This window comes from Neobacillus sp. S1115, assembly GCF_055385565.1.
Genome location: NZ_AP038275.1, coordinates 891373 through 910225, shown reverse-complemented (window position 1 = coordinate 910225; position 18853 = coordinate 891373). Strand labels below are relative to the sequence as shown.

Below are 18853 nucleotides of genomic sequence, written 5' to 3'. Positions count from 1 at the left end.
TAAATATAATTGTTGGACTCTTTAATATATTTTATATTATATATAATATTTTTATATTTACAATAAAAAAATAATTCCGTCTACTTTTGACAGAATTATTCTATGGATGATGCATAGGGACGGTTCTCTTGCCTCATTCCGCGGTGCCGGTTCAGGTTCCGTTTTCGGCACATAGGCTGAAACCTACTGAAAATGATGCATAAGAACCGTCCCCATGCATCAAAAGAAATCAAAAAATGCTGATTTGTTCAGCGGGACCTTCTTCTCAAACAGTTTAATCTCGTTTTTGGAGCCTTTTAAGTAGCCCGTTTCATAGAGTTCCATTGGTCTTTTGTAGCCAAATAGGATGGCTGATAGGGAATTGATATTGAGTTGAATCCCTTTTTTAGGGGGATGGACACATTGGCCGCCTGCTTTTTCTTTAAACACCTTTATTTCTCCGTTTCCGAGCAGGTAGCTGCCATTATTCCACGGTGCGTGTGAATCTTCGAGATGCAGGAATAGGGGCTCATTTTCATGAACAAAAGGGAACCTCTTTAAGCATTCCTCAGCATCTACGATCCTTGCCATAAAATAAGGCGAAACCTCCTGTTTCACATTCGGCTGCTGCAGAAAGTAAGGAAACGGATCATGAACAGCAAGTTCCATCGTCACTGTGTCAACCATGGAATCATGCTGGCAGATAAAATTCCAAAGCCCAATTCTAGCTTCATGTTCAAGTGCAACGAGCTCCTGCACCTCCATTTTTTGATCCCTTACATGATACAACATATAACCCAAAGCCTCTTTTTCGGAACGGTAATAGACAGCAAGCTGGGAATGATCATCATACACGCTCCGCTTCCACCAATCGGTCTCACGCTTCAGCATCCCTGTATACTGACTGCAATACTGCTGATAAATCCTTTCTATCTCCTCATTGTGGGTATCTTTTGAATATCTTCTTATAAAACCTTGCTGCGGTTCGAGGAACTTAAGATTAATTTTTTCAATCGTCACTTTCTTCTTTTCGGTTAATATCTCCCACCCATATTTCCGATAAAAAGCGATATCAAACGGGTGTAAAAGAGATACGATCTGATTATCATCATGCATCTGTTTTAAGGATTCGATCATGAGTGATTTGACGTAACCGGTTCTTCGGTATTCCGGGTAGGTAGCGACTCCTGCAATGCCGCCCATTTTCCATTCAGCATCCATCATATAAACACTTAACGGGATAATATGTAGTTTGGCAGCCAGATTGTCCTCATCCCAGATTCCTAAAATTTTGTGGTTTTTCAATGCTTCTTTCCGAGCCGGTATGCTGTCCTCTGGAACCTTATATTGGAATGCGTATTCAGATAGTTTCATAGTTTCTAGGTATTCAGCTTCAATCACTTCTCTCACTAACATTAGTCCCACCCCTTTTCATTCATTGGATGCATTTTTTAAAATAATGCATCCATAACCAATTTTACCAAAACCTAACAAACCTTGCACCGGGTACCTTGGCCGCCTTTTCCCATGGTTCCTTTCCTCTAAAATAAAAATAGGCGCATTTCTTCTTAATAGAAATGCGCCTATCGCTAGATTAGTTGAAGCAGGAGAACCATCTCCACACTTCTTAGTATTTATAAGATTGTCCGCCATCTATTGGAATAACGGTTGCGTTGATGAAGTTGGCTTGGTCAGATAGCAGGAATGCCACTAAATAGCCCACTTCTTCTGGTTTACCGAAACGTTTCATTGGGTTTGGCTGAACAAATTGTTTTCCGACCTCTTCCCAGTTATCTGGATCCATTTGTTTTAATGAACCTTCGACCATCGGTGTCATGATGGCGCCTGGTGCGATGGCTTTGATGCTGATTCCGTATTGACCGTATTCAATTCCAGAGTTTCTTGTTAAGCCGACCACTCCGTGCTTACTAGCTGCATAACCAGATTGGTTTCCTACCCCGCGAATACCACCAACAGAAGCAGTATTAACAATGGAGCCAAAGCCTTGTTCTCTCATGACTTTCAATACGTGTTTCATACCATAAAACACACCATTTAAATTGACGCCGACTACCTTTTGGAATTCATCAATGCCAAAATCCTCTGTCAGGTTTTGTTTTCCTTCGATTCCTGCGTTGTTGAAGAAACCATCGATTTTTCCAAATTTCTCAACTGTTTCATTTACATAGTTTTGAACCGCTTGTTCATCAGCCACATTGGCAGTGATCAGTAACACTTCTGCGTTTGGTGCAACTTCTAAGACTTGTCTTTTCGTTTCTTCTAATGAAGCGGCGTTTAAATCTACAAGCGAAAGTTTGGCTCCTTCTTTGGCAACTTGTAGGGCTGAAGCTTGACCTAAACCAGAACCTGCACCTGTAATTAATACTACTTTTCCATCAAAACGATTACTCATGGAAATTTCCTCCCTTTGTTTTTTTAAAAAAAATATTTCGAAATAAATTATCTCACATTAAATATATATACCCATGAAAGGTCATCATTTAACATAATTCAAAGGATTTATTATTGAGCCGTATACCCGCCATCAACAGTCAAACTATTACCAGTCATGAATGAAGAATCATCAGAAGCCATGAATAATACTGCTTTTGCCATTTCTTCTGCTTTACCTAGACGTTTCATTGGTGTCACTTCAGCTAAAGCTTGCTTGCTTTCTTCCGGAATAATTGGTGTGTCGATAAAACCTGGGCATAATGCATTAATACGAATATTTTGTTCAGCATATTCAAGTGCAAGGGATCGAGTTAAGTTAATAACGCCGCCTTTTGCCGCATTATAAGCTGCTGAACCTGGTGATCCAACCCAACCGTACATAGATGCCGTATTCACAATCGTACCGCCGCCTGTTTTTAACATTTCACGGATCGATTCACGTGCTACTAAGAAGACACCATCCAAGTCAACATTTACGGTGTTGCGCCATTCTGAATACTCTAGTTCATGTGAAGGCTGGACACGGCCAATTCCCGCATTGTTGAAGACCACATCCACTTTGCCAAATGTTTCAACAGTTTGTTTAAAAATATTGGCAACTTCTTCTTCACTCGTAATATTTGCTTTTATAAAAAGAGCTTCGGCATTAAGCGTTTTCAATTCTGCTTCAAAAGCTTTCCCTTTTTCCTCATTTAAATCAACAAGAACCACTTTGGCTCCTTCGGAAACGAATAAGCGTGCTGTAGCTGCCCCAATACCAGATGCTCCACCGGTAATCACTGCTACTTTATCTTGTAATTTTCCCATCCTAAGTCCTCCTCGTATTCAAGAATTCTTTAGCACAGTCTAGAGAAAAATAATAGATAAATCTATTATCTGTGCTTTATTGTTCACAATTTAATTGTACTATTTTGTTCACAACTAACAATCATTAAGATATCATTAAGTGTCGACTAATTAGACACTTCTACTAAATCTGTCTATATTGAGGGAGTTTTTTTCATGAATAATGAACAAAATACAACGTCTCAACGGCAAAATCGAACAAAAGCACATTTAAAGCAAGCATTGATTGAACTCATAAAAGAAAAAGGGTACCATTCCGTAACGGTAAAAGACATCGTCGATTACGCCGCTTATAATCGCAGTACCTTTTACATTCATTACACAGATAAGATCGAATTGGCTGAGGATTTACTTATTTCCATGCTTGAGGGGTTGGAAGATTCGGTAGGCAAAGCATATGTACCTGGTCAAAAGGTTTATACTACCAAGCTAAATGCCCCATCTTTTAATATCGTTTCTTACATCTATAAAAATCAGAATTTTTTCACATTGATCAACTACGATGACACGTTACCAGGATTGCATACACGGTTCCCTCAAACTATCATAAAAATCTATAAGGAACAATTTATTTTCGAAACCATCAACAATATCCCAGTTAATATGGATTATTTTAAACGCTATACAGCTTATGGCTTCTATGGACTCCTCCAGAATTGGATCGAAAATGGCTTCAAAGAAACTCCAGAAGCATTTATCCAAGAAGCCATTGAGCTAACAAAAACACATATTTACTCATTTCAATATGTTGGACATAACAAATAATGATGCATGGGGACGGTTCTCATGCATCATTTTGTTGCGATTGCCGGTTTCAGGTTCCATCATTGTGTTTTATTAGGCTAACTGCTATTGAAATGATATACAAGGACCGTTCGAGACCGTTCTTGTCATTTCATCCCCTATACCCCAAAAGGAGCCGCCCCCTGAGAATATGCTAAAATTTACATGAAAGGGGGTTCGTAAATGATATTGGTGAGTTCGTGTTTAGCGGGATTGGAAGTGCGCTATAACGGTACACATAGTTTAAATAATAAAATTAGGAAACTAGTAGAAGAAAATAAAGCTATTACCATTTGTCCAGAATTACTTGGCGGCTTTTCAACGCCAAGAGCGCCTGCTGAAATCATCGGCGGCAACGGTGAAGATGTGCTGGATGGAAAGGCGAAAGTAGTAGATCAATCAGGAAAAGATGTTACCCAGCTTTACCTAAACGGAGCCTATACTACACTCGAAAAAGCAAAAGAAATAAAAGCGACTTTAGTGGTTCTTAAGGAAAACAGTCCGTCCTGCGGGAGTTCGATGATCTATAACGGCAAATTTATTGGCGAAAAAATCGAGGGAATGGGAGTCACTTCTGCACTACTAAAGAGAAATGGATTTAAAGTCATTTCCGAAGAACAATTTGCGGAAAGCTTCCTTTAAATATTGACACTTTATGGGGGATAAAATGCTCCAAATACTGAAGAATTCAAGTCATTTGATTATTGTTATACACGAAATCTATGGCATTAATCAGCATATGGAAGACTTTTGTGATTTATTATCAACACAGGGTTTTGATGTGATCTGCCCGAACTTATTAGAGCGAGAACAACCTTTTACTTATTCTGAAGAAGAGATTGCCTACCATCATTTTATGAACAATGTAGGTTTCACCGAAGCTGTTAAAAAAATCAAGAATCTATTGTTAGATGTTAAAAATAATTACGAAGAAATATATCTGATTGGATTTAGCGTTGGCGCAACGGTTGCTTGGCTGTGCAGTGAGGAAGGTTGTTTGGATGGAGTCGTTGCCTATTATGGTTCGAGAATTCGAAATTACCAACAGATTGTGCCGCGATGCCCTACGGTTTTATTCTTTCCGGAAGAAGAACAATCCTTTAATGTGGATCAGTTAATTTCGAATCTCGGTCAAAAAAATATCGATATCCATAAATTTAACGGTCAACACGGATTCAGCGACCCGTACTCTGCTAAATTTAATGAACAATCATTTCAACATGCCTTCAACGAAATGTTGAAATTTTTAAAGAAACACCATTAAGGGAACGTATTTACATTTTTTAATTTATGAAATATAAACACTCCGGATAATTCACTTGCAGGAAGAACATAATATCTTTAGCTTATAGATGCCAACTATTACCGTTTTGACTTTTGCAAGGGAGAACAGCGATGCCAGGATCTTTAGAAATCATCTTTAGAACCTTAACTGCATTTATCATCTTATGGGTTTTTGTACATATTCTTGGGAAACAGGCCATATTCCAAAAGACGTATCACCTTTTCATCGCTACGATTACAATGGGAACCATTGCAGGAAATCTAGCATTCAATCTAAATATTAAGTTCCGGTATTTTATCCTTGCATTCGTTATAATGGGTGCTGTTATTTTTACATTGAATACCCTTGCTGTTAAAAAACACCGCTATAAGGAATGGATTGCCGGAAAACCAACTTTCTTAATTCAAGAAGGAAAAATCATGGAAGAATCACTTAAAAAGATTGGTTATTCATTAGATATGCTTACACAGGCATTACGAGGAAAAGATATCTTTAATATAGAAGAAGTGGAATGTGCCATTTTAGAAGTAAATGGTTCTCTATCGGTTTTAAAAAAAGCAGAATACCAAAATGTAATGCGAAAGGACCTAAATTTGGTCCCACCCTCAAGTAAGGTTCCTATAGAACTGGTTATTGATGGAGAAATATTAGAGAAGAATTTTTCTAACCACGAATACGATAAAGACTGGTTCTTGGCAGAATTAAAAAGGAGAAACATTCAGGCCTCTGAAATTTCTTACGCAGTTGTAGGAACAAAAGGAAACTTGTATATTGATTTATTTCGCGACAACTCAAGTTAAAACGATTGAGGCTATCCCTCTTGAATGATGCATAGGGACGGTTCTCTTGTCCCATTCCACATTGCCGGTTCAGGTTCCATCCCCAGCAAATACAGCTGAAAACAGCTGAAAATGAAGCAAAAGAACCGTCCCCATGCATCTACCCATGCATCTAATTTAGGTTGACAGGTTTATTGTCTATGACTGATTGGGTATCTTTCACGGTTTGGTTGTTGCTTTTTACTTTGCGTTTAAGTACTGTTTTTCTTATGAATGGCTTCATCCAGCCGTCAAGTCCGACTCTTCCAGCATTAGCGCCTGCAAATAGGATTATAACTCCTAATAGAATATCTAATGGGTTCGAAGAAATCGTTCCAGCAAATAAATAAGAGAAGTTCATCAATAGACCAAAGAACATGGCAGCTGTTGTTAAGCATCCTAGTAATAATCCTAAACCAACAAGAAATTCTCCTAAAGGAATAATCGTATTGAAGATATGGGCATTAGGCAATGCAACATGTTTTAAGAAATCAACATACCAGCCAAAAACTACCGCACCGTCAGGACCTTTAACTGGGTTAGCGATTGCTCCTTTTAAAAATCCCGAAGCGTCAAAATCTCCGCTTGATAATTTGTGCCACCCCGCCGTGAGCCAAACGTAACTAAGATATAAACGAAGAACAGTTAAAATACCCGATGCAGTTTTGCTTTGTCTTAACCAATTTACTAACATTAACAACACCTCCGCAATTTAGTTTCGATACATCCACAGCATAGCAAATGTATTTTGGCTTCAGGGAGGATTGTTCAAGATTTAACAATCTCTTAAAATAAATTCAAACAAGTGCAAAAAAATTTTAACAAATCAAACTATTTGTTACACGAATGTAGTAGAAATTCAGCTGTTACTATTTAATAATGTTCTTCCAGTAGTGCCAGGCTTTTAAATATTCCTCAAAATCTTGTGGATGATATTTCGCTCGGAAGAAAACGATTTTTATGCTGTGCGCGGGAGTAAGTAGCTGTATAACGAATGGATTTCTTAAATTTATTGTTTAAGATAAAATTTGGCGCATTTCTTCTTAATAGAAATGCGCCAAATAGTGTAACAAACCTATTTCTTTTCTTACTATGCCGGTTTAGGTTCCATCTCCGGCAAATGAGCTGAGAACAGCTAAAATGATGCAAAAGAACCGTCCCCATGCATCCTTCCCATGCATCCTTATTTTTCTTTTCCAACCATGAGTTGTTTTTATCAATTATAAGTCAGAGATCATTCCGCCATCTACTACAAATTGGGCTCCAGTTGAATAGCTTGAATCATCAGATGCAAGGTATATAACTAAATTAGATACTTCTTCTACTTCTGCTCTTCTTCTTAGAGGAATATCTTGTTCAAGTTGCTTTAGATATGCTTCTACATCTGGTTGGTCAGCCATAGGTGTTTTGATAATTCCTGGATGTACAGAATTTACACGGATGTTATATTGTCCAAGCTCAGCAGCTGCACCCTTTGTCATACCAGTTACAGCATGTTTAGAAGCACTATAAGCAATAGCCGTTGGTGCACTCACCAAACCATCTACAGATGAAATATTAACAATGGAACCTACACCAGCTTTTTTCATAGAAGGCACTACTTTTTGCATTCCTAGGAATACTCCAAGCTCATCTACTTTAAATGTTAATTCAAAGTCTTTGACAGTTAGTTCTTCCAATGTTTTGAAGATACCAATCCCTGCGTTATTTACTAACACATTGATAGGACCAAAGGTTTCTTCTGTTTTTGTTACAACTTCTATCCAATTCTCTTCACTAGCAACATCTAATTTAAGAGCGATTGCTTTTTCCCCTAATTCATCGGCTAGTTTTTGTGCACCCTCCAAGTTAAGGTCAGTAATGGCTACTTTTGCTCCTTCTTCCACGAATTTACGAGCATGCATAGCACCCATACCTTGTGCTGCCCCTGTAATAATGGCTACTTTACCGTCTAGTTTACCCATGATGCATTCCTCCAATTTTATATAAATCAACTAACTTATCGACCTCACAACTATTATTTGTCAACGGAATATTTTTTATTTTAGAATTAGCCGGCTTCAATATATAATCATTATTCAACAAAAAATAATTCTCTGTAGATCTACTGTATTGGCATGCCTTTTTTGCTTTTGGTACGATATATAAGGTAATTTTTAGTTATCAAATATACTTTATGTAACCATAGTACTTCTCAAATTTGTAGTAGTCAAACAAAGTGTCTCGAATCTGAGATAATTTCATTCAACAAAATATGAATAATTACAACCAATTACTTCTCCCATAGCCTTCCATTATAATGATGATTAGGATGCAAGTAATTCTGCAGGAAAGAAGGACAATATATGCTATTTTATGTAATTGCCATCCTCGTTATTATGATGGATCAGCTTTCTAAGTTTCTAATTCGGGCATACATTGATATCAATGAAACATTTTCAGTATGGGGAGTACACCTCACACATATCGAAAATAGCGGAATGGCCGGAGGGTTATTTCAAGGTAATGCACGACTCTTCGGGGTTGTAGCTGTGATTTTTGTAATAGGTGTTTTATATTTTCGAAGAACCGAAGAAATGAAGGGTGCCCTCATCGATAGTAGTTTTGGATTCCTAGTCGGAGGAGCGATTGGAAATGGCATTGATAGACTTTTGTTTGGGCAGGTGACAGATTTTATCATTCGCTCCGGTGGAATTCTTAACTTGGCCGACCATGCAATCGAGATGGGTGCGTTACTGCTTATTATTTATGGGGTCGTTAGATGGTTGAAAAATAAACACTAAATTCTCCTGCAAATGCTTTGGCGATTAAACAATTCCAAAACCCTTTCCAAAACACGATTCCAGGTCCAATCTTCCTCCTTTAATTCTGTCGCTTTCACCTTGCTTATTTTTGTTTATGAAGTAGTTTGTAAACAGTCTCATAAAAAAGAGACGGTGTTTCCCGTCTACTTATTTAGCTTATCTAACTTGTCAGCTATAGTTCTTAAAATATTATTTTTTTCCTGCTGTATATTAAGGAATTTAACTAGAAACCAAATCACAAATACAATAGGAACTATGTAAAATAAGAAAGTTACGATTGGAAAAATTGCATTCATTTGCGAACCTCCATTTGTTTTGGATAATTATACCATATAAAGTCACGGAATTATGTTATCAATCTATAAAATTAGTCAACAGTACGATGACAATATGCAGTGCTTATAATCAGCATTTACCAAAACGTTACAAACAAGCTTTCAGTTTTTTTATATAATAACCTTAGTGCAGGTTTATTTTGAAAGGGTTAAAAAAAACACCAAAAAGGGGGATTCTGTTTTATGCAGCATATTGACACATTACTTCACGAATATGAGTTGTACCATATGAAAGCAGATATTATCTCAGCTTTGAAAAATTCTATAAAAATAGAAAAAACAAAAGTAGATGAAGAGTTTATTCCAATTGGTTCTTCGAAATTAGGCGGTTTGCCAGATTTGCCTGATGAATTGGAATTCCCCAAATATGATAAAGGCTATTTAACGTTTATCGGCCAATTTAACCTAAAAGAAATTAAACCATTTGATAAAGATTCTTTGCTTCCCGACAGCGGGATTTTGTATCTTTTTTACGATGTTGCTGAGCAGCCTTGGGGCTTTGAAGAGGATGAGGGATGCTTTAAAGTCCTTTATTTTGATGGCGACTTGACCACATTGAAAAGAAAAGAGTATCCGGAGATCACCGATGACTATTATCCATTAAATGCTTTCCAGGTGAATTTCAAGAACATCTCTACGATATCTGAAAATCCTGCTAATCTAACATTTGAAAACGAAGACGAAGAAGAGCGCTTTTGGAACTTTCGTCAAGAATTAATGCAGCCGGAAGATGAAGAAGATAACACCTCCCCCGCCCACTATATGCTGGGAGAACCATTTAATGTTCAAAACGATGTGTTTGAAGAGCTTTACGACGACGAAAAGGAACCGGTATTATTGTTCCAAATCGACTCCGATGAAGAGGATTTAGGGGTGATGTGGGGAGATTGCGGGCTTCTTTACTTTTGCATTAAAAAGGAAGAATTAGCAAACAAGCAATTTGATAGAGTAAGGTTTACATTACAATGTTTCTAATCCTGAAAAGAGCATCCAATTTGATGCTCTTTTTTGGATCTATCTATGATGACCTTTATTAGTGTTCCAAACGATTTTTCCAGTAAACCCAATATTAAGTTTATTCCCTAGAAGCATCATTTGATGCTTTTTTTATTCACAAGGAATTTACAGAAGACACGCTGATAAATTTATTGTTACAACCCCAAAGAAAATATTTAAATTGCCAGGATATCCTCCGTAACCCTACCCGTCACAAAAAAACCGGCATCCTAAAGGTGCCGGTCAAGTGTTGTTTTGCTATTTTATATTTCCTGTATTAGTAAGGAATGTGGCTATCTCTGGGAATACCGCTAGCAGTCCGATGAATAGTATCATGATAATCGCGTATGAAAAGACACCACGAGTAATTTCTGACATAGAGGCGGATTTGTCTACTCCCTTTAATACGAATAAATTCAATCCGACAGGTGGTGTAATTAATGCTAATTCCATATTAATAACCAAAATAATAGCGAACCAGATTGGATCAAAACCTAAAGACGTAATAATTGGATATAAAATTGGAACAGTAATCACGATAATGGAAACCGTCTCCAAGAAACACCCTAGAATCAACAATACGATATTTATTAAGATAAAAATAACCCAAGGGGATACATCCCATGATGTTGCCATTTCGGTAATGGTTTGTGGGATTCTTAGAACCGTTAAAATAAAGCCAAGCAGCATTGCTCCAACAATAATGAAAAGAATCATTGCATTGGTTTGAACTGTTGAAAATAAGATTTCTTTCATATTTTTAAACGTTAAATTTCTATAGGCCAATCCAGCGACTAATAAGCTGATGACTACCCCCACTGCCGCCGCTTCTGTTGGTGTAAACAGGCCTGAATAAATACCGCCAATAATGATAACTGGCAGAATTAATCCCCATATAGCTTTTTTCGATGCCTCAAATCTTTCTGCCCATGTTGCAGCCTTTTCCTTAATATGTCTTGTCTGCCAGGAGGCAAATATGGTGAAAAGTAATGTAAGGAGCAATCCAGGTACAATACCTGCAATGAAAAGTTTGCCTACAGATTCTCCAGTGATATTTCCATAAAGAATCATCGGAACGCTAGGCGGGATCAAAATCCCTAAGGTGCCACCTGCAGCTACTAAACCTAAAACATATCTTTTCGTATAGCCTCGTTTAACCATTTCTGGAATAGCCACTGAACCAACGGTTACAGCCGTTGCGACACTAGAACCTGAAATAGCAGCAAAAATGGCACAGCAGAAAATGGTTCCAATAGCAAGCCCGCCAGGTAAATGTCTGAACCATTTGCTTGCCATTTCATATAAATCCTTCCCTACACCGCAAACTAACAAAATCTGGCTCATCAATACATATAATGGAAGAGCCGTTAGCTCAAATGAATCTAGTGCCTTATATGAAATAATCGGTATTTGGTTGAAAGCTAGTGTTCCACCATTAAAGAAGTACATTCCGCCTATCGTAAGTAAGCCTAGAGTAAAGGCAACGGGCAGACCAATTAATAGGAGAGTCCCCATTCCTCCAAGGAAAAATATATTCATGCGTGAGTCTCTCCTTTCTGACTAAAACCATCAATGATTTGTAAAATGAATGCCAAGCAAAGCAATACCCCGCCGATAGGAAGCATCATTTCCGGTAAATACATCGGCACCCTTAATAGTGATGAGGAGGTTGTTCCGATTGTATAAGTCCCTTGTACATGCAGGATCGAGTAAAATGTGAAAATGACACTAAAAAGGAGCCCTAAAAGATTGGAGATCACATCCAAAATATTTTTTACTTTTAATGGTACCGCATTTGTTAAAAGATCCACTGTAATATGTGAAAAGGTTCTTAACGCGTATCCGCTTCCGATAAAACAGCTTCCAATCAACGAATAAATGGATAATTCTGTCGCAAAGATCGTTGGGGAATTGAAAATAGCACGAGACACGATCTCATAAAAGATCATTCCTGTCATAAGCACTACGAATATGCCTGAAATGATTCCCCCAAGACGAATGATTCTATCGATGATTTTATAAAGCGTCTTAAATAAATCCATTTTTCCCTCCAAACTATGTCAGAAACGACATTATTTAAAAATTCACCCGGGAGGCATGCCCTCCCAGGTGATTATATAATTCTACTAATTTAGTTTTGTTTTTCAGCAAGGTCTAGAAGTTCCTTACCAAGATCTCCGGCTTGTTTTTCGAAAATATCATATACTGGTTTAGCGGCGTCCTTCCAAACTTTTAGATCTTCTTTAGGAACAACGTAAACTTCTACACCCTTCTTTTCTAGTTCTTTAGCAGTTCTCGCATCTTCAGCCTTTGCTTTTTCACGAATCGAGTGTTCTGTTTCGGCAGCAGTTTCCTCAATTAACTTTTGTGTTTTGGCAGGAAGCTTATCCCAATAAGCTTTATTTACTGCTAAAATAAACTCCAAATAGGCATAATTGTTAATGGTTAAATATTTAACCACTTCATCATATTTTCTTTGAAGCATCGCAGTTGTTCCAGATGTTGCACCATCAACTGTATTACGCTGTAATGCCATATAAACTTCCCCGGCTCCCATAAACACTGGAGAAGCTCCATATGCTTTAATTAGTTCTGATGGAATTTCACCAATACTTCTGATCTTTAAGCCTTTAAAATCTCCAGGCGATTTAAGCGGTCTAACATTATTAGCAAATTGAGCGTAACCATAGTCAGCAAATAATAATACCTTTGCACCCTTTTGTTCCATAGCAGACTTTAGTTTGTTACCCATTTCACCTGAAAGTGCTTTACCAGCAGCGTCATAATCATGAAAAACATAAGGGACGTCAAAGATACCCATGGAAGGAACGGTTGAAGCCCAAAGGGTCGACGAGTTTAAACCCATCTCTACCCCGCCTGTCAGAATCGACTGGTTCATTTCCTTATCACTTAATAACTGTCCAGCTGGATATACTTGCACTTTTACCTTACCGCCAGATTTTTCAGTAACCTTTTTTGCAAATTCTTCAATACCCACAGAAATGTGATGGTCTTGAGGAAGATTGTACGCTAAACGAATGGTAGCTTCTTCGTACCCGTCTCCGCCGCTGTTGCTTTCAGCTTTTTCCCCTTTTGCAGGAGCTGCTTGATTTGTTGCCTTTCCCCCACAAGCTGTCAAAATTCCCATTAATAAAATTAAGGCTAGAAAACTTGAAATTACCTTTTTCATTTTAAATCCCTTCCCCTTTCAACTATTTTTCTTTTTTATAAAACCTTCCGTATCCAATAGAGATATTCTATTAAACATTTAAACTAATCTCGTGTTGGGCATCCCTCTTACGCTCAAAAGGTTTTGTGTCCCTCTATTTAGGCTTGGCAACCTTTTACTTTATGAAGATGACCCGTCAATTCCCGATTTGTAAATGGTTTCAGTAATTCGATGCAAGCTAGAAGCTGCTCGAAGTCAATTCCCGTATCAATGCCCATTTCATGCATCATGAAAACAAGATCCTCTGTTGCTGCATTACCAGCTGAACCAGGGGCAAATGGGCACCCGCCAAGACCGCCGATAGAAGCATCAAAACGATTGACCCCCGCTTCTAATGCAGCCATTACATTTCCCAGTGCCAGGCCATATGTATCGTGAAAATGAGCAGAAATACTTGACTTTGTTTTTAAGGAAATGGCAGCCTGAAATAACTCAAAAACCTGCTTTGGATTTGCTCTTCCAATGGTGTCGGCAAGAACAATTTCATCTGCACCTAGCATTTCTGCTTCCTCGACCATTTTGAGAACCAGGTCAGCATCTACTTTTCCCTCAAACGGGCACCAAAAAGCAGTTGCAATACTATAGCGGATAAAAATATCATTTGCCTTTGCTTTTTCGATTACCGTTGCAAGATTAGTAATAGATTGCTCCCGGCTCATTTTTACATTTTTTAAATTAAAGCTGTCACTTGCACCTACTACCAGTGATAGTGAATGGACCCCGCTTTCTATCGCCCGGTCATACCCCTTCTCATTAGGAATCAGCGCCATATATTGAACGGAAGGGCTTTTTTCTATGCCGTTTAGAACTTCCTTTGCGTCCTTCATTTGCGGCACATAGTTCGGATGAACGAAAGAGACTGCTTCCATCCGTTTAATTCCAGTTTTGCTAAGTGCATTGATTAGCTCTATTTTCTTTTCGGTCGGGATAAAATTAAATTCATTCTGAATCCCGTCCCTGGGTCCGACTTCTATTATTTCTACCTTATCCGGAAGATTCATAAGACACCCCCTCTTTTATTTTAAGAAATGCAAGCTTTATAAATTGAATTCTCTTAAATAACCCCTTTTGCTTTCAGATCCTTTATTTGCTCTTCAGTCATGCCAAGCTTCCCGCCAAGAACATCATCGGTGTGCTGCCCCAATTCTGGTCCTGCCCACTGAATTTCACCAGGGGTTTCACTCATCTTTGGCACAATTCCAGGCATCTTCAACATGCCAAGACCATCAACGGCTACTTCCTGAATCATTTTCCTGGCTTGATAATGCGGGTCATTGACTATATCCTCCACAGAATAAATGGAACCAGCCGGGACACCAGCTTTATCTAAACGTTCCTTTACTACGTCGAATGGCAAACTTTTCGTCCATTCTTCGATAAGACCGTCTAAGAATGCAGCATGTTCAGATCGTTTGGCATTGTTTTCATAGCGCGGATCCTCAGCAATGTCCTCACGTCCCATTGCATACATAAGCCTTTTAAAAATGGCATCTCCATTCGCACCAATAACGATATACGTACCATCCGAACAAACATATGTATTTGATGGTGTAATTCCCGGCAGCATGCTTCCTGATCTTTCACGAATCAATCCTGCACGGTCATATTCGGGAAGAACGCTTTCCATTAAACTAAACACCGATTCATATAGGGCAACGTCAATTACCTGTCCCTCTCCTGTACCATTCACATCACGATGGTAAACCGCCATTAATGCACCTATCACGGCATAAAGTGATGATAAGGAATCCCCAAGACTTACACCTACTCGTACCGGCGGACGGTCTGGATATCCCGTGATATAGCGAAGACCTCCCATTGCTTCCCCAATCGATCCAAATCCCGGTTTATCTTTGTATGGACCATCCTGACCATACCCGGACACCCGAATCATAACTAGACCTGGGTTAATTTTTTTTAATTCCTCGTATCCGAGGCCCCACTTTTCCAATGTTCCAGGGCGAAAGTTCTCTATTAAAATATCAATTTCTTTCACCAGGCCGCGGATCAGCTCTTGCCCTTCCTGGTGCTTCAGGTCAATGGTAATGGACTTTTTATTTCTGGATTGAACATACCACCATAGACTTGTACCGTTTTCCATAACCCGCCATTCTCGGATTGGATCACCCTTAGCGGGAGGTTCGACTTTTATAACCTCAGCACCAAATTCAGCTAATAACCGAGAGGCAAATGGACCTGCAATTAGCTGCCCCATTTCCAGCACTTTTAAGCCTTCTAACGCTTTTTTTCCCATATGTATTCATCCCCCCATAGTCTCAATCTGTTTAAAGCTAAAGAAGATATCTACTTATAAATTGATATAAGTGCCCTTAAATCATGCTCAATATGTTCAAGCATTACCTTTGCGGCTTTATCCCCATCCCTTTCTTTAAGTGCTGAAAGGATTCGTGAATGTTCTTCGATAGGGCTCTCATCTTGCATGGCTTCTTTGACAACACTGTTCCTTAGATAGGTCACTTTATCCCGAATCATATTGGTTAATGAAATCAGCTGGCGATTACCAGATGACTTCAGGATAATCTCATGAAATTTGATACTCAATTCCACTACATGATTTTTATCCTGGTTTAACCATGCTGTTTTAGTTTCTTCAACGATCTTTTCAAGCACTTCTAATTCTGAAGATTCAATTTTCTGCGCAGCTAATTTAGCTGCGAGCGATTCCATTTGCTGCCGAACTTGATAAATATCAATCATATCGGATGTTGAAGGGCTGAACACATGTATGGCGTTCCCCTGTTGCACAAGCAACTCATCTTGAATAAGGATTTTTAAAGCCTCACGCACCGGTCCGCGGCTGGTACCGAATTCTTCCGCAAGTTTTGCTTCTACCAATCTATCACCAGGAATGTAGTCACCTTCCAATAAACGTTTCTTTAATATTTGATAGATTTGAGTATTTAGTGTATCTCTAACAATCGATTCCAATGAAAGCGCCCTCCTTTGTGAACCACTTTGCAAGCGTTTTCTCAAACTATTTTTAATAGTAAGACAATTTCGGTTAACTGTCAACGGTTAACAATCAGTATATTTAATATTTTCTGAATACCATTTTCAAAAAAATAGCCTACAAAATTTGATAGAAATACCCCCAAAATCGGAAGCCGTGTTTACTAATGCCATGAATGAGGAATATGTCTACATTTATAAAAATAAACGTAAATAATCCCCGTCCTGATTAAAGGTGGAGATCATTTGCGCTTATTCTTTAGCTTTTAATAATCCAATTGTTGCAAATGATGCATAGGGAGGGTTCTCTTGTCGGTTGGGCATTTTTCTTTTTAGAAGAGAATTCTTCTACTAAACAGCCCAGTTAGCAGAACATAGATTTCAAGGCTCAGTAACAACGCCCCCTTCTTGTTAAAAAATTCCCAAAATGGATTGAACAGGAAATAAAAAATCGAATATCAATAAAGATATAAGCCGTTTCTATAAAGCAGCAAATCGAATAGGATACAACTAAGAATGTATAAAAGGTGGTGAATCCCTTTGGGTGATAAAACTCCATTACACCTTGTTTACGTATCCAATTCTGGTGATGATAGAATATCGATTATTAACATGAAAACAAGAAAAGTTATTGAGACTATTAAAACAGGTGATAAGCCTTGGGAGATTACAGTCGGACCAAACGGCAAATTTGCCTATGTTGTAAATATGAACGATAACACCCTTCAAGTAATTGATAGAAAAAAGAATAAGGTTATTCGCACAACAAAAGTTGGGAAGCTTCCAAGCGATGTTAGTACCTCAAAAAAATTTGTCTATGTTACGAATGCAGCTGATGATACTGTTTCAGTATTGGATTTAAAGGGAAAAAAAACTCTAGCTACTATTAAAGTGGGTGACAATCCTAGTGGGGTTAATGTGTTGCCAGGTAGAGGTCCCAGTCAAGTTTATGTTGTTAATTTTAACAGCAATACACTAACAATAATCGATGAGAAAACCCTTGAGGTAATTAAAACGATAAAAACTGGAAAAGGTCCAGACCAGATTGCATTTACTAACGATGGAAAAGTTGCCTATATCACCAATAGACTTGATAACACAGTTTCCGTTATTCATACTAAAAAACGAAAGATCGTGAAAACAATCAAAGTGGGAAATGAACCTATTGGTGTTACTGTTACGCCTGACAATAAATTTGCGTATGTCACTAATTTTGGTGACGACACGGTTTCTGTCATTGACATTAAAAAGAATAAGGTCATAAAAACAATAACAGTTGGCGATGGCCCCGTTCTTGTCGCAATAACAAAGGACAGCAAATTCGCTTATATTATTAATAACCTCGGAGACACGGTTTCCGTGATTAATATTAAACGCCAAAAAGTGATTGATACGATTAAAGTCGGAGATACTCCTGCTGGCATTGCCATTTTTCCATTTAAATAAGGGTCAGACCCACAAATGGACAAAATCCTGGGTCTGACCTCACTTAGTCCTAACAAAACGAGTTAGTCTAATTACTATATATTGGGTCACTTCACTTTTTTTTTCGTAATATTTTGGTCTAATGAGACATTTAATAACAACTTCTTCTTGAACCATGCTACCCTATAGTTTAACAATAAAAAAGAGTTGCCATCGAAGCGCCATCTTCAAGGCAACTGTTAGTTAAACAAGACACAAAAGGAGCCTCATTCTTATGAATATTTTAATTTTAGGAGCAACTGGACGAGTTGGAAGTCAAATAGTGAGTTATGCCTTGCATGACAGACATCGTGTTACTTTATTAGTTCGCACTCCAGAGAAGGTTCAAATAAATAATGAAAATTTAACCATTCTTCAAGGGAATGTGTTAAACAAAGATGATATCGTACGTGCCATGCATGGGATAGATGTAGTTATTAGTGCACTAAATACGGATGGCACAACCACTCTATCAGAAAGTATGCCACTTATGATCGAAGCAATGGAAAACGAAGGTATAAAACGAATCATCACTATAGGAACGGCGGGAATTCTGCAGAGTAGAACCACGCCTAATTCTCTGCGTTATCAATCAAGTGAGTCAAAGCAGAAGTCAACCCGTGCCGCGAAAGAACATCATAAAGTTTACGATATGCTCAAACAATCAACCCTCGATTGGACGATTGTCTGTCCTACATACTTGCCTGCTGGAGAAAGGGTAGGCCGATATCGTATAGAGCGAAATTATTTGCCGGAGGGTGGAACTAAAATATCCGTACCGGATACCGCAGAATTTACCTTTAAACAGATTAAAGCAAGCGATTATATAAAATCACGTGTAGGTATCGCCTACTAATAATATTCTTATACTACTTTCATATTGGATTAAC

At 38.2% G+C, this 18853-nt stretch carries 19 protein-coding genes; 8 read left to right on the top strand and 11 right to left on the bottom strand.

Annotated elements, in window-relative coordinates; translation table 11 throughout:
• Window positions 1-219: 219 nt before the first annotated feature.
• The 3 genes from ACZ5B7_RS04315 to ACZ5B7_RS04305 form a co-directional block, all read right to left on the bottom strand.
• Window positions 220-1395, bottom strand: coding sequence for a GNAT family N-acetyltransferase (locus ACZ5B7_RS04315; RefSeq protein WP_464492799.1), 1176 nt, complete (start codon window positions 1393-1395; stop codon window positions 220-222).
• A gap of 211 nt (window positions 1396-1606) precedes the next feature.
• Window positions 1607-2392: an SDR family oxidoreductase gene (locus ACZ5B7_RS04310; RefSeq protein ID WP_378585114.1), complete on the bottom strand. Its 786-nt coding sequence runs from the start codon at window positions 2390-2392 to the stop codon at window positions 1607-1609.
• Between the two features lie 110 nt (window positions 2393-2502).
• Window positions 2503-3240 carry an SDR family NAD(P)-dependent oxidoreductase gene (locus ACZ5B7_RS04305; RefSeq protein ID WP_464492798.1) on the bottom strand — a complete coding sequence of 246 codons (738 nt, stop codon included), beginning with the start codon at window positions 3238-3240 and terminating at the stop codon, window positions 2503-2505.
• 195 nt (window positions 3241-3435) lie between these two features.
• Between ACZ5B7_RS04305 and ACZ5B7_RS04300 the strand changes: the two genes are divergently transcribed.
• From ACZ5B7_RS04300 to ACZ5B7_RS04285, 4 genes are all read left to right on the top strand, one after another.
• Window positions 3436-4044 carry a TetR/AcrR family transcriptional regulator gene (locus tag ACZ5B7_RS04300; protein ID WP_464492797.1) on the top strand — a complete coding sequence of 203 codons (609 nt, stop codon included), beginning with the start codon at window positions 3436-3438 and terminating at the stop codon, window positions 4042-4044.
• Between the two features lie 201 nt (window positions 4045-4245).
• Window positions 4246-4704: a 2-thiouracil desulfurase family protein gene (locus ACZ5B7_RS04295; RefSeq protein WP_464492796.1), complete on the top strand. Its 459-nt coding sequence runs from the start codon at window positions 4246-4248 to the stop codon at window positions 4702-4704.
• A gap of 25 nt (window positions 4705-4729) precedes the next feature.
• Window positions 4730-5326, top strand: coding sequence for a dienelactone hydrolase family protein (locus tag ACZ5B7_RS04290; RefSeq protein ID WP_464492795.1), 597 nt, complete (start codon window positions 4730-4732; stop codon window positions 5324-5326).
• Window positions 5327-5457: 131 nt separating this feature from the next.
• The gene (locus ACZ5B7_RS04285) at window positions 5458-6147 is read left to right on the top strand and encodes a DUF421 domain-containing protein (protein ID WP_464492794.1); all 690 of its coding nucleotides are present in this window, start codon (window positions 5458-5460) and stop codon (window positions 6145-6147) included.
• A gap of 151 nt (window positions 6148-6298) precedes the next feature.
• Here the strand turns inward: ACZ5B7_RS04285 and ACZ5B7_RS04280 are convergent, their stop codons facing one another.
• Both ACZ5B7_RS04280 and ACZ5B7_RS04275 read right to left on the bottom strand, forming a co-directional pair.
• Window positions 6299-6859, bottom strand: coding sequence for a DoxX family membrane protein (locus ACZ5B7_RS04280; RefSeq protein WP_464492793.1), 561 nt, complete (start codon window positions 6857-6859; stop codon window positions 6299-6301).
• A gap of 526 nt (window positions 6860-7385) precedes the next feature.
• Window positions 7386-8129, bottom strand: coding sequence for an SDR family NAD(P)-dependent oxidoreductase (locus ACZ5B7_RS04275; protein WP_464492792.1), 744 nt, complete (start codon window positions 8127-8129; stop codon window positions 7386-7388).
• Window positions 8130-8510: 381 nt separating this feature from the next.
• On the opposite strand from ACZ5B7_RS04275, the gene lspA reads away from it, so the two are divergent.
• A complete protein-coding gene (gene lspA / locus ACZ5B7_RS04270) occupies window positions 8511-8948 on the top strand; it encodes a signal peptidase II (RefSeq protein ID WP_464492791.1) in 438 nt (145 codons plus the stop codon).
• Between the two features lie 539 nt (window positions 8949-9487).
• Window positions 9488-10279 carry a YwqG family protein gene (locus ACZ5B7_RS04265; protein ID WP_464492790.1) on the top strand — a complete coding sequence of 264 codons (792 nt, stop codon included), beginning with the start codon at window positions 9488-9490 and terminating at the stop codon, window positions 10277-10279.
• Between the two features lie 279 nt (window positions 10280-10558).
• On the opposite strand, the gene ACZ5B7_RS04260 is transcribed toward ACZ5B7_RS04265, so the two are convergent.
• From ACZ5B7_RS04260 to ACZ5B7_RS04235, 6 genes are all read right to left on the bottom strand, one after another.
• Complete coding sequence (locus ACZ5B7_RS04260) at window positions 10559-11839, bottom strand: TRAP transporter large permease (RefSeq protein WP_464492789.1); 1281 nt, start codon at window positions 11837-11839, stop codon at window positions 10559-10561.
• A complete protein-coding gene (locus ACZ5B7_RS04255) occupies window positions 11836-12342 on the bottom strand; it encodes a TRAP transporter small permease (protein WP_464492788.1) in 507 nt (168 codons plus the stop codon). The genes ACZ5B7_RS04260 and ACZ5B7_RS04255 overlap by 4 nt, the downstream gene beginning before the upstream one ends.
• Before the next feature lie 89 nt (window positions 12343-12431).
• Window positions 12432-13490 carry a TRAP transporter substrate-binding protein gene (locus ACZ5B7_RS04250; protein WP_464492787.1) on the bottom strand — a complete coding sequence of 353 codons (1059 nt, stop codon included), beginning with the start codon at window positions 13488-13490 and terminating at the stop codon, window positions 12432-12434.
• Window positions 13491-13627: 137 nt separating this feature from the next.
• On the bottom strand, window positions 13628-14530 hold the full coding sequence (locus tag ACZ5B7_RS04245; RefSeq protein WP_464492786.1) for a hydroxymethylglutaryl-CoA lyase: 903 nt from the start codon (window positions 14528-14530) through the stop codon (window positions 13628-13630).
• A gap of 53 nt (window positions 14531-14583) precedes the next feature.
• Complete coding sequence (locus ACZ5B7_RS04240; protein WP_464492785.1) at window positions 14584-15783, bottom strand: CaiB/BaiF CoA transferase family protein; 1200 nt, start codon at window positions 15781-15783, stop codon at window positions 14584-14586.
• A gap of 50 nt (window positions 15784-15833) precedes the next feature.
• Entirely contained in the window at window positions 15834-16478 is a 645-nt protein-coding gene (locus ACZ5B7_RS04235) for a GntR family transcriptional regulator (protein WP_464492784.1), read from the bottom strand.
• A 561-nt stretch (window positions 16479-17039) separates the two neighbouring features.
• On the opposite strand from ACZ5B7_RS04235, the gene ACZ5B7_RS04230 reads away from it, so the two are divergent.
• Both ACZ5B7_RS04230 and ACZ5B7_RS04225 read left to right on the top strand, forming a co-directional pair.
• Window positions 17040-17945 carry a YVTN family beta-propeller repeat protein gene (locus ACZ5B7_RS04230; protein WP_464492783.1) on the top strand — a complete coding sequence of 302 codons (906 nt, stop codon included), beginning with the start codon at window positions 17040-17042 and terminating at the stop codon, window positions 17943-17945.
• Window positions 17946-18198: 253 nt separating this feature from the next.
• Window positions 18199-18819 (top strand): NAD(P)-dependent oxidoreductase, encoded by a 621-nt coding sequence (locus ACZ5B7_RS04225; protein ID WP_464492782.1) that lies wholly within the window; start codon window positions 18199-18201, stop codon window positions 18817-18819.
• Window positions 18820-18853: the final 34 nt, after the last annotated feature.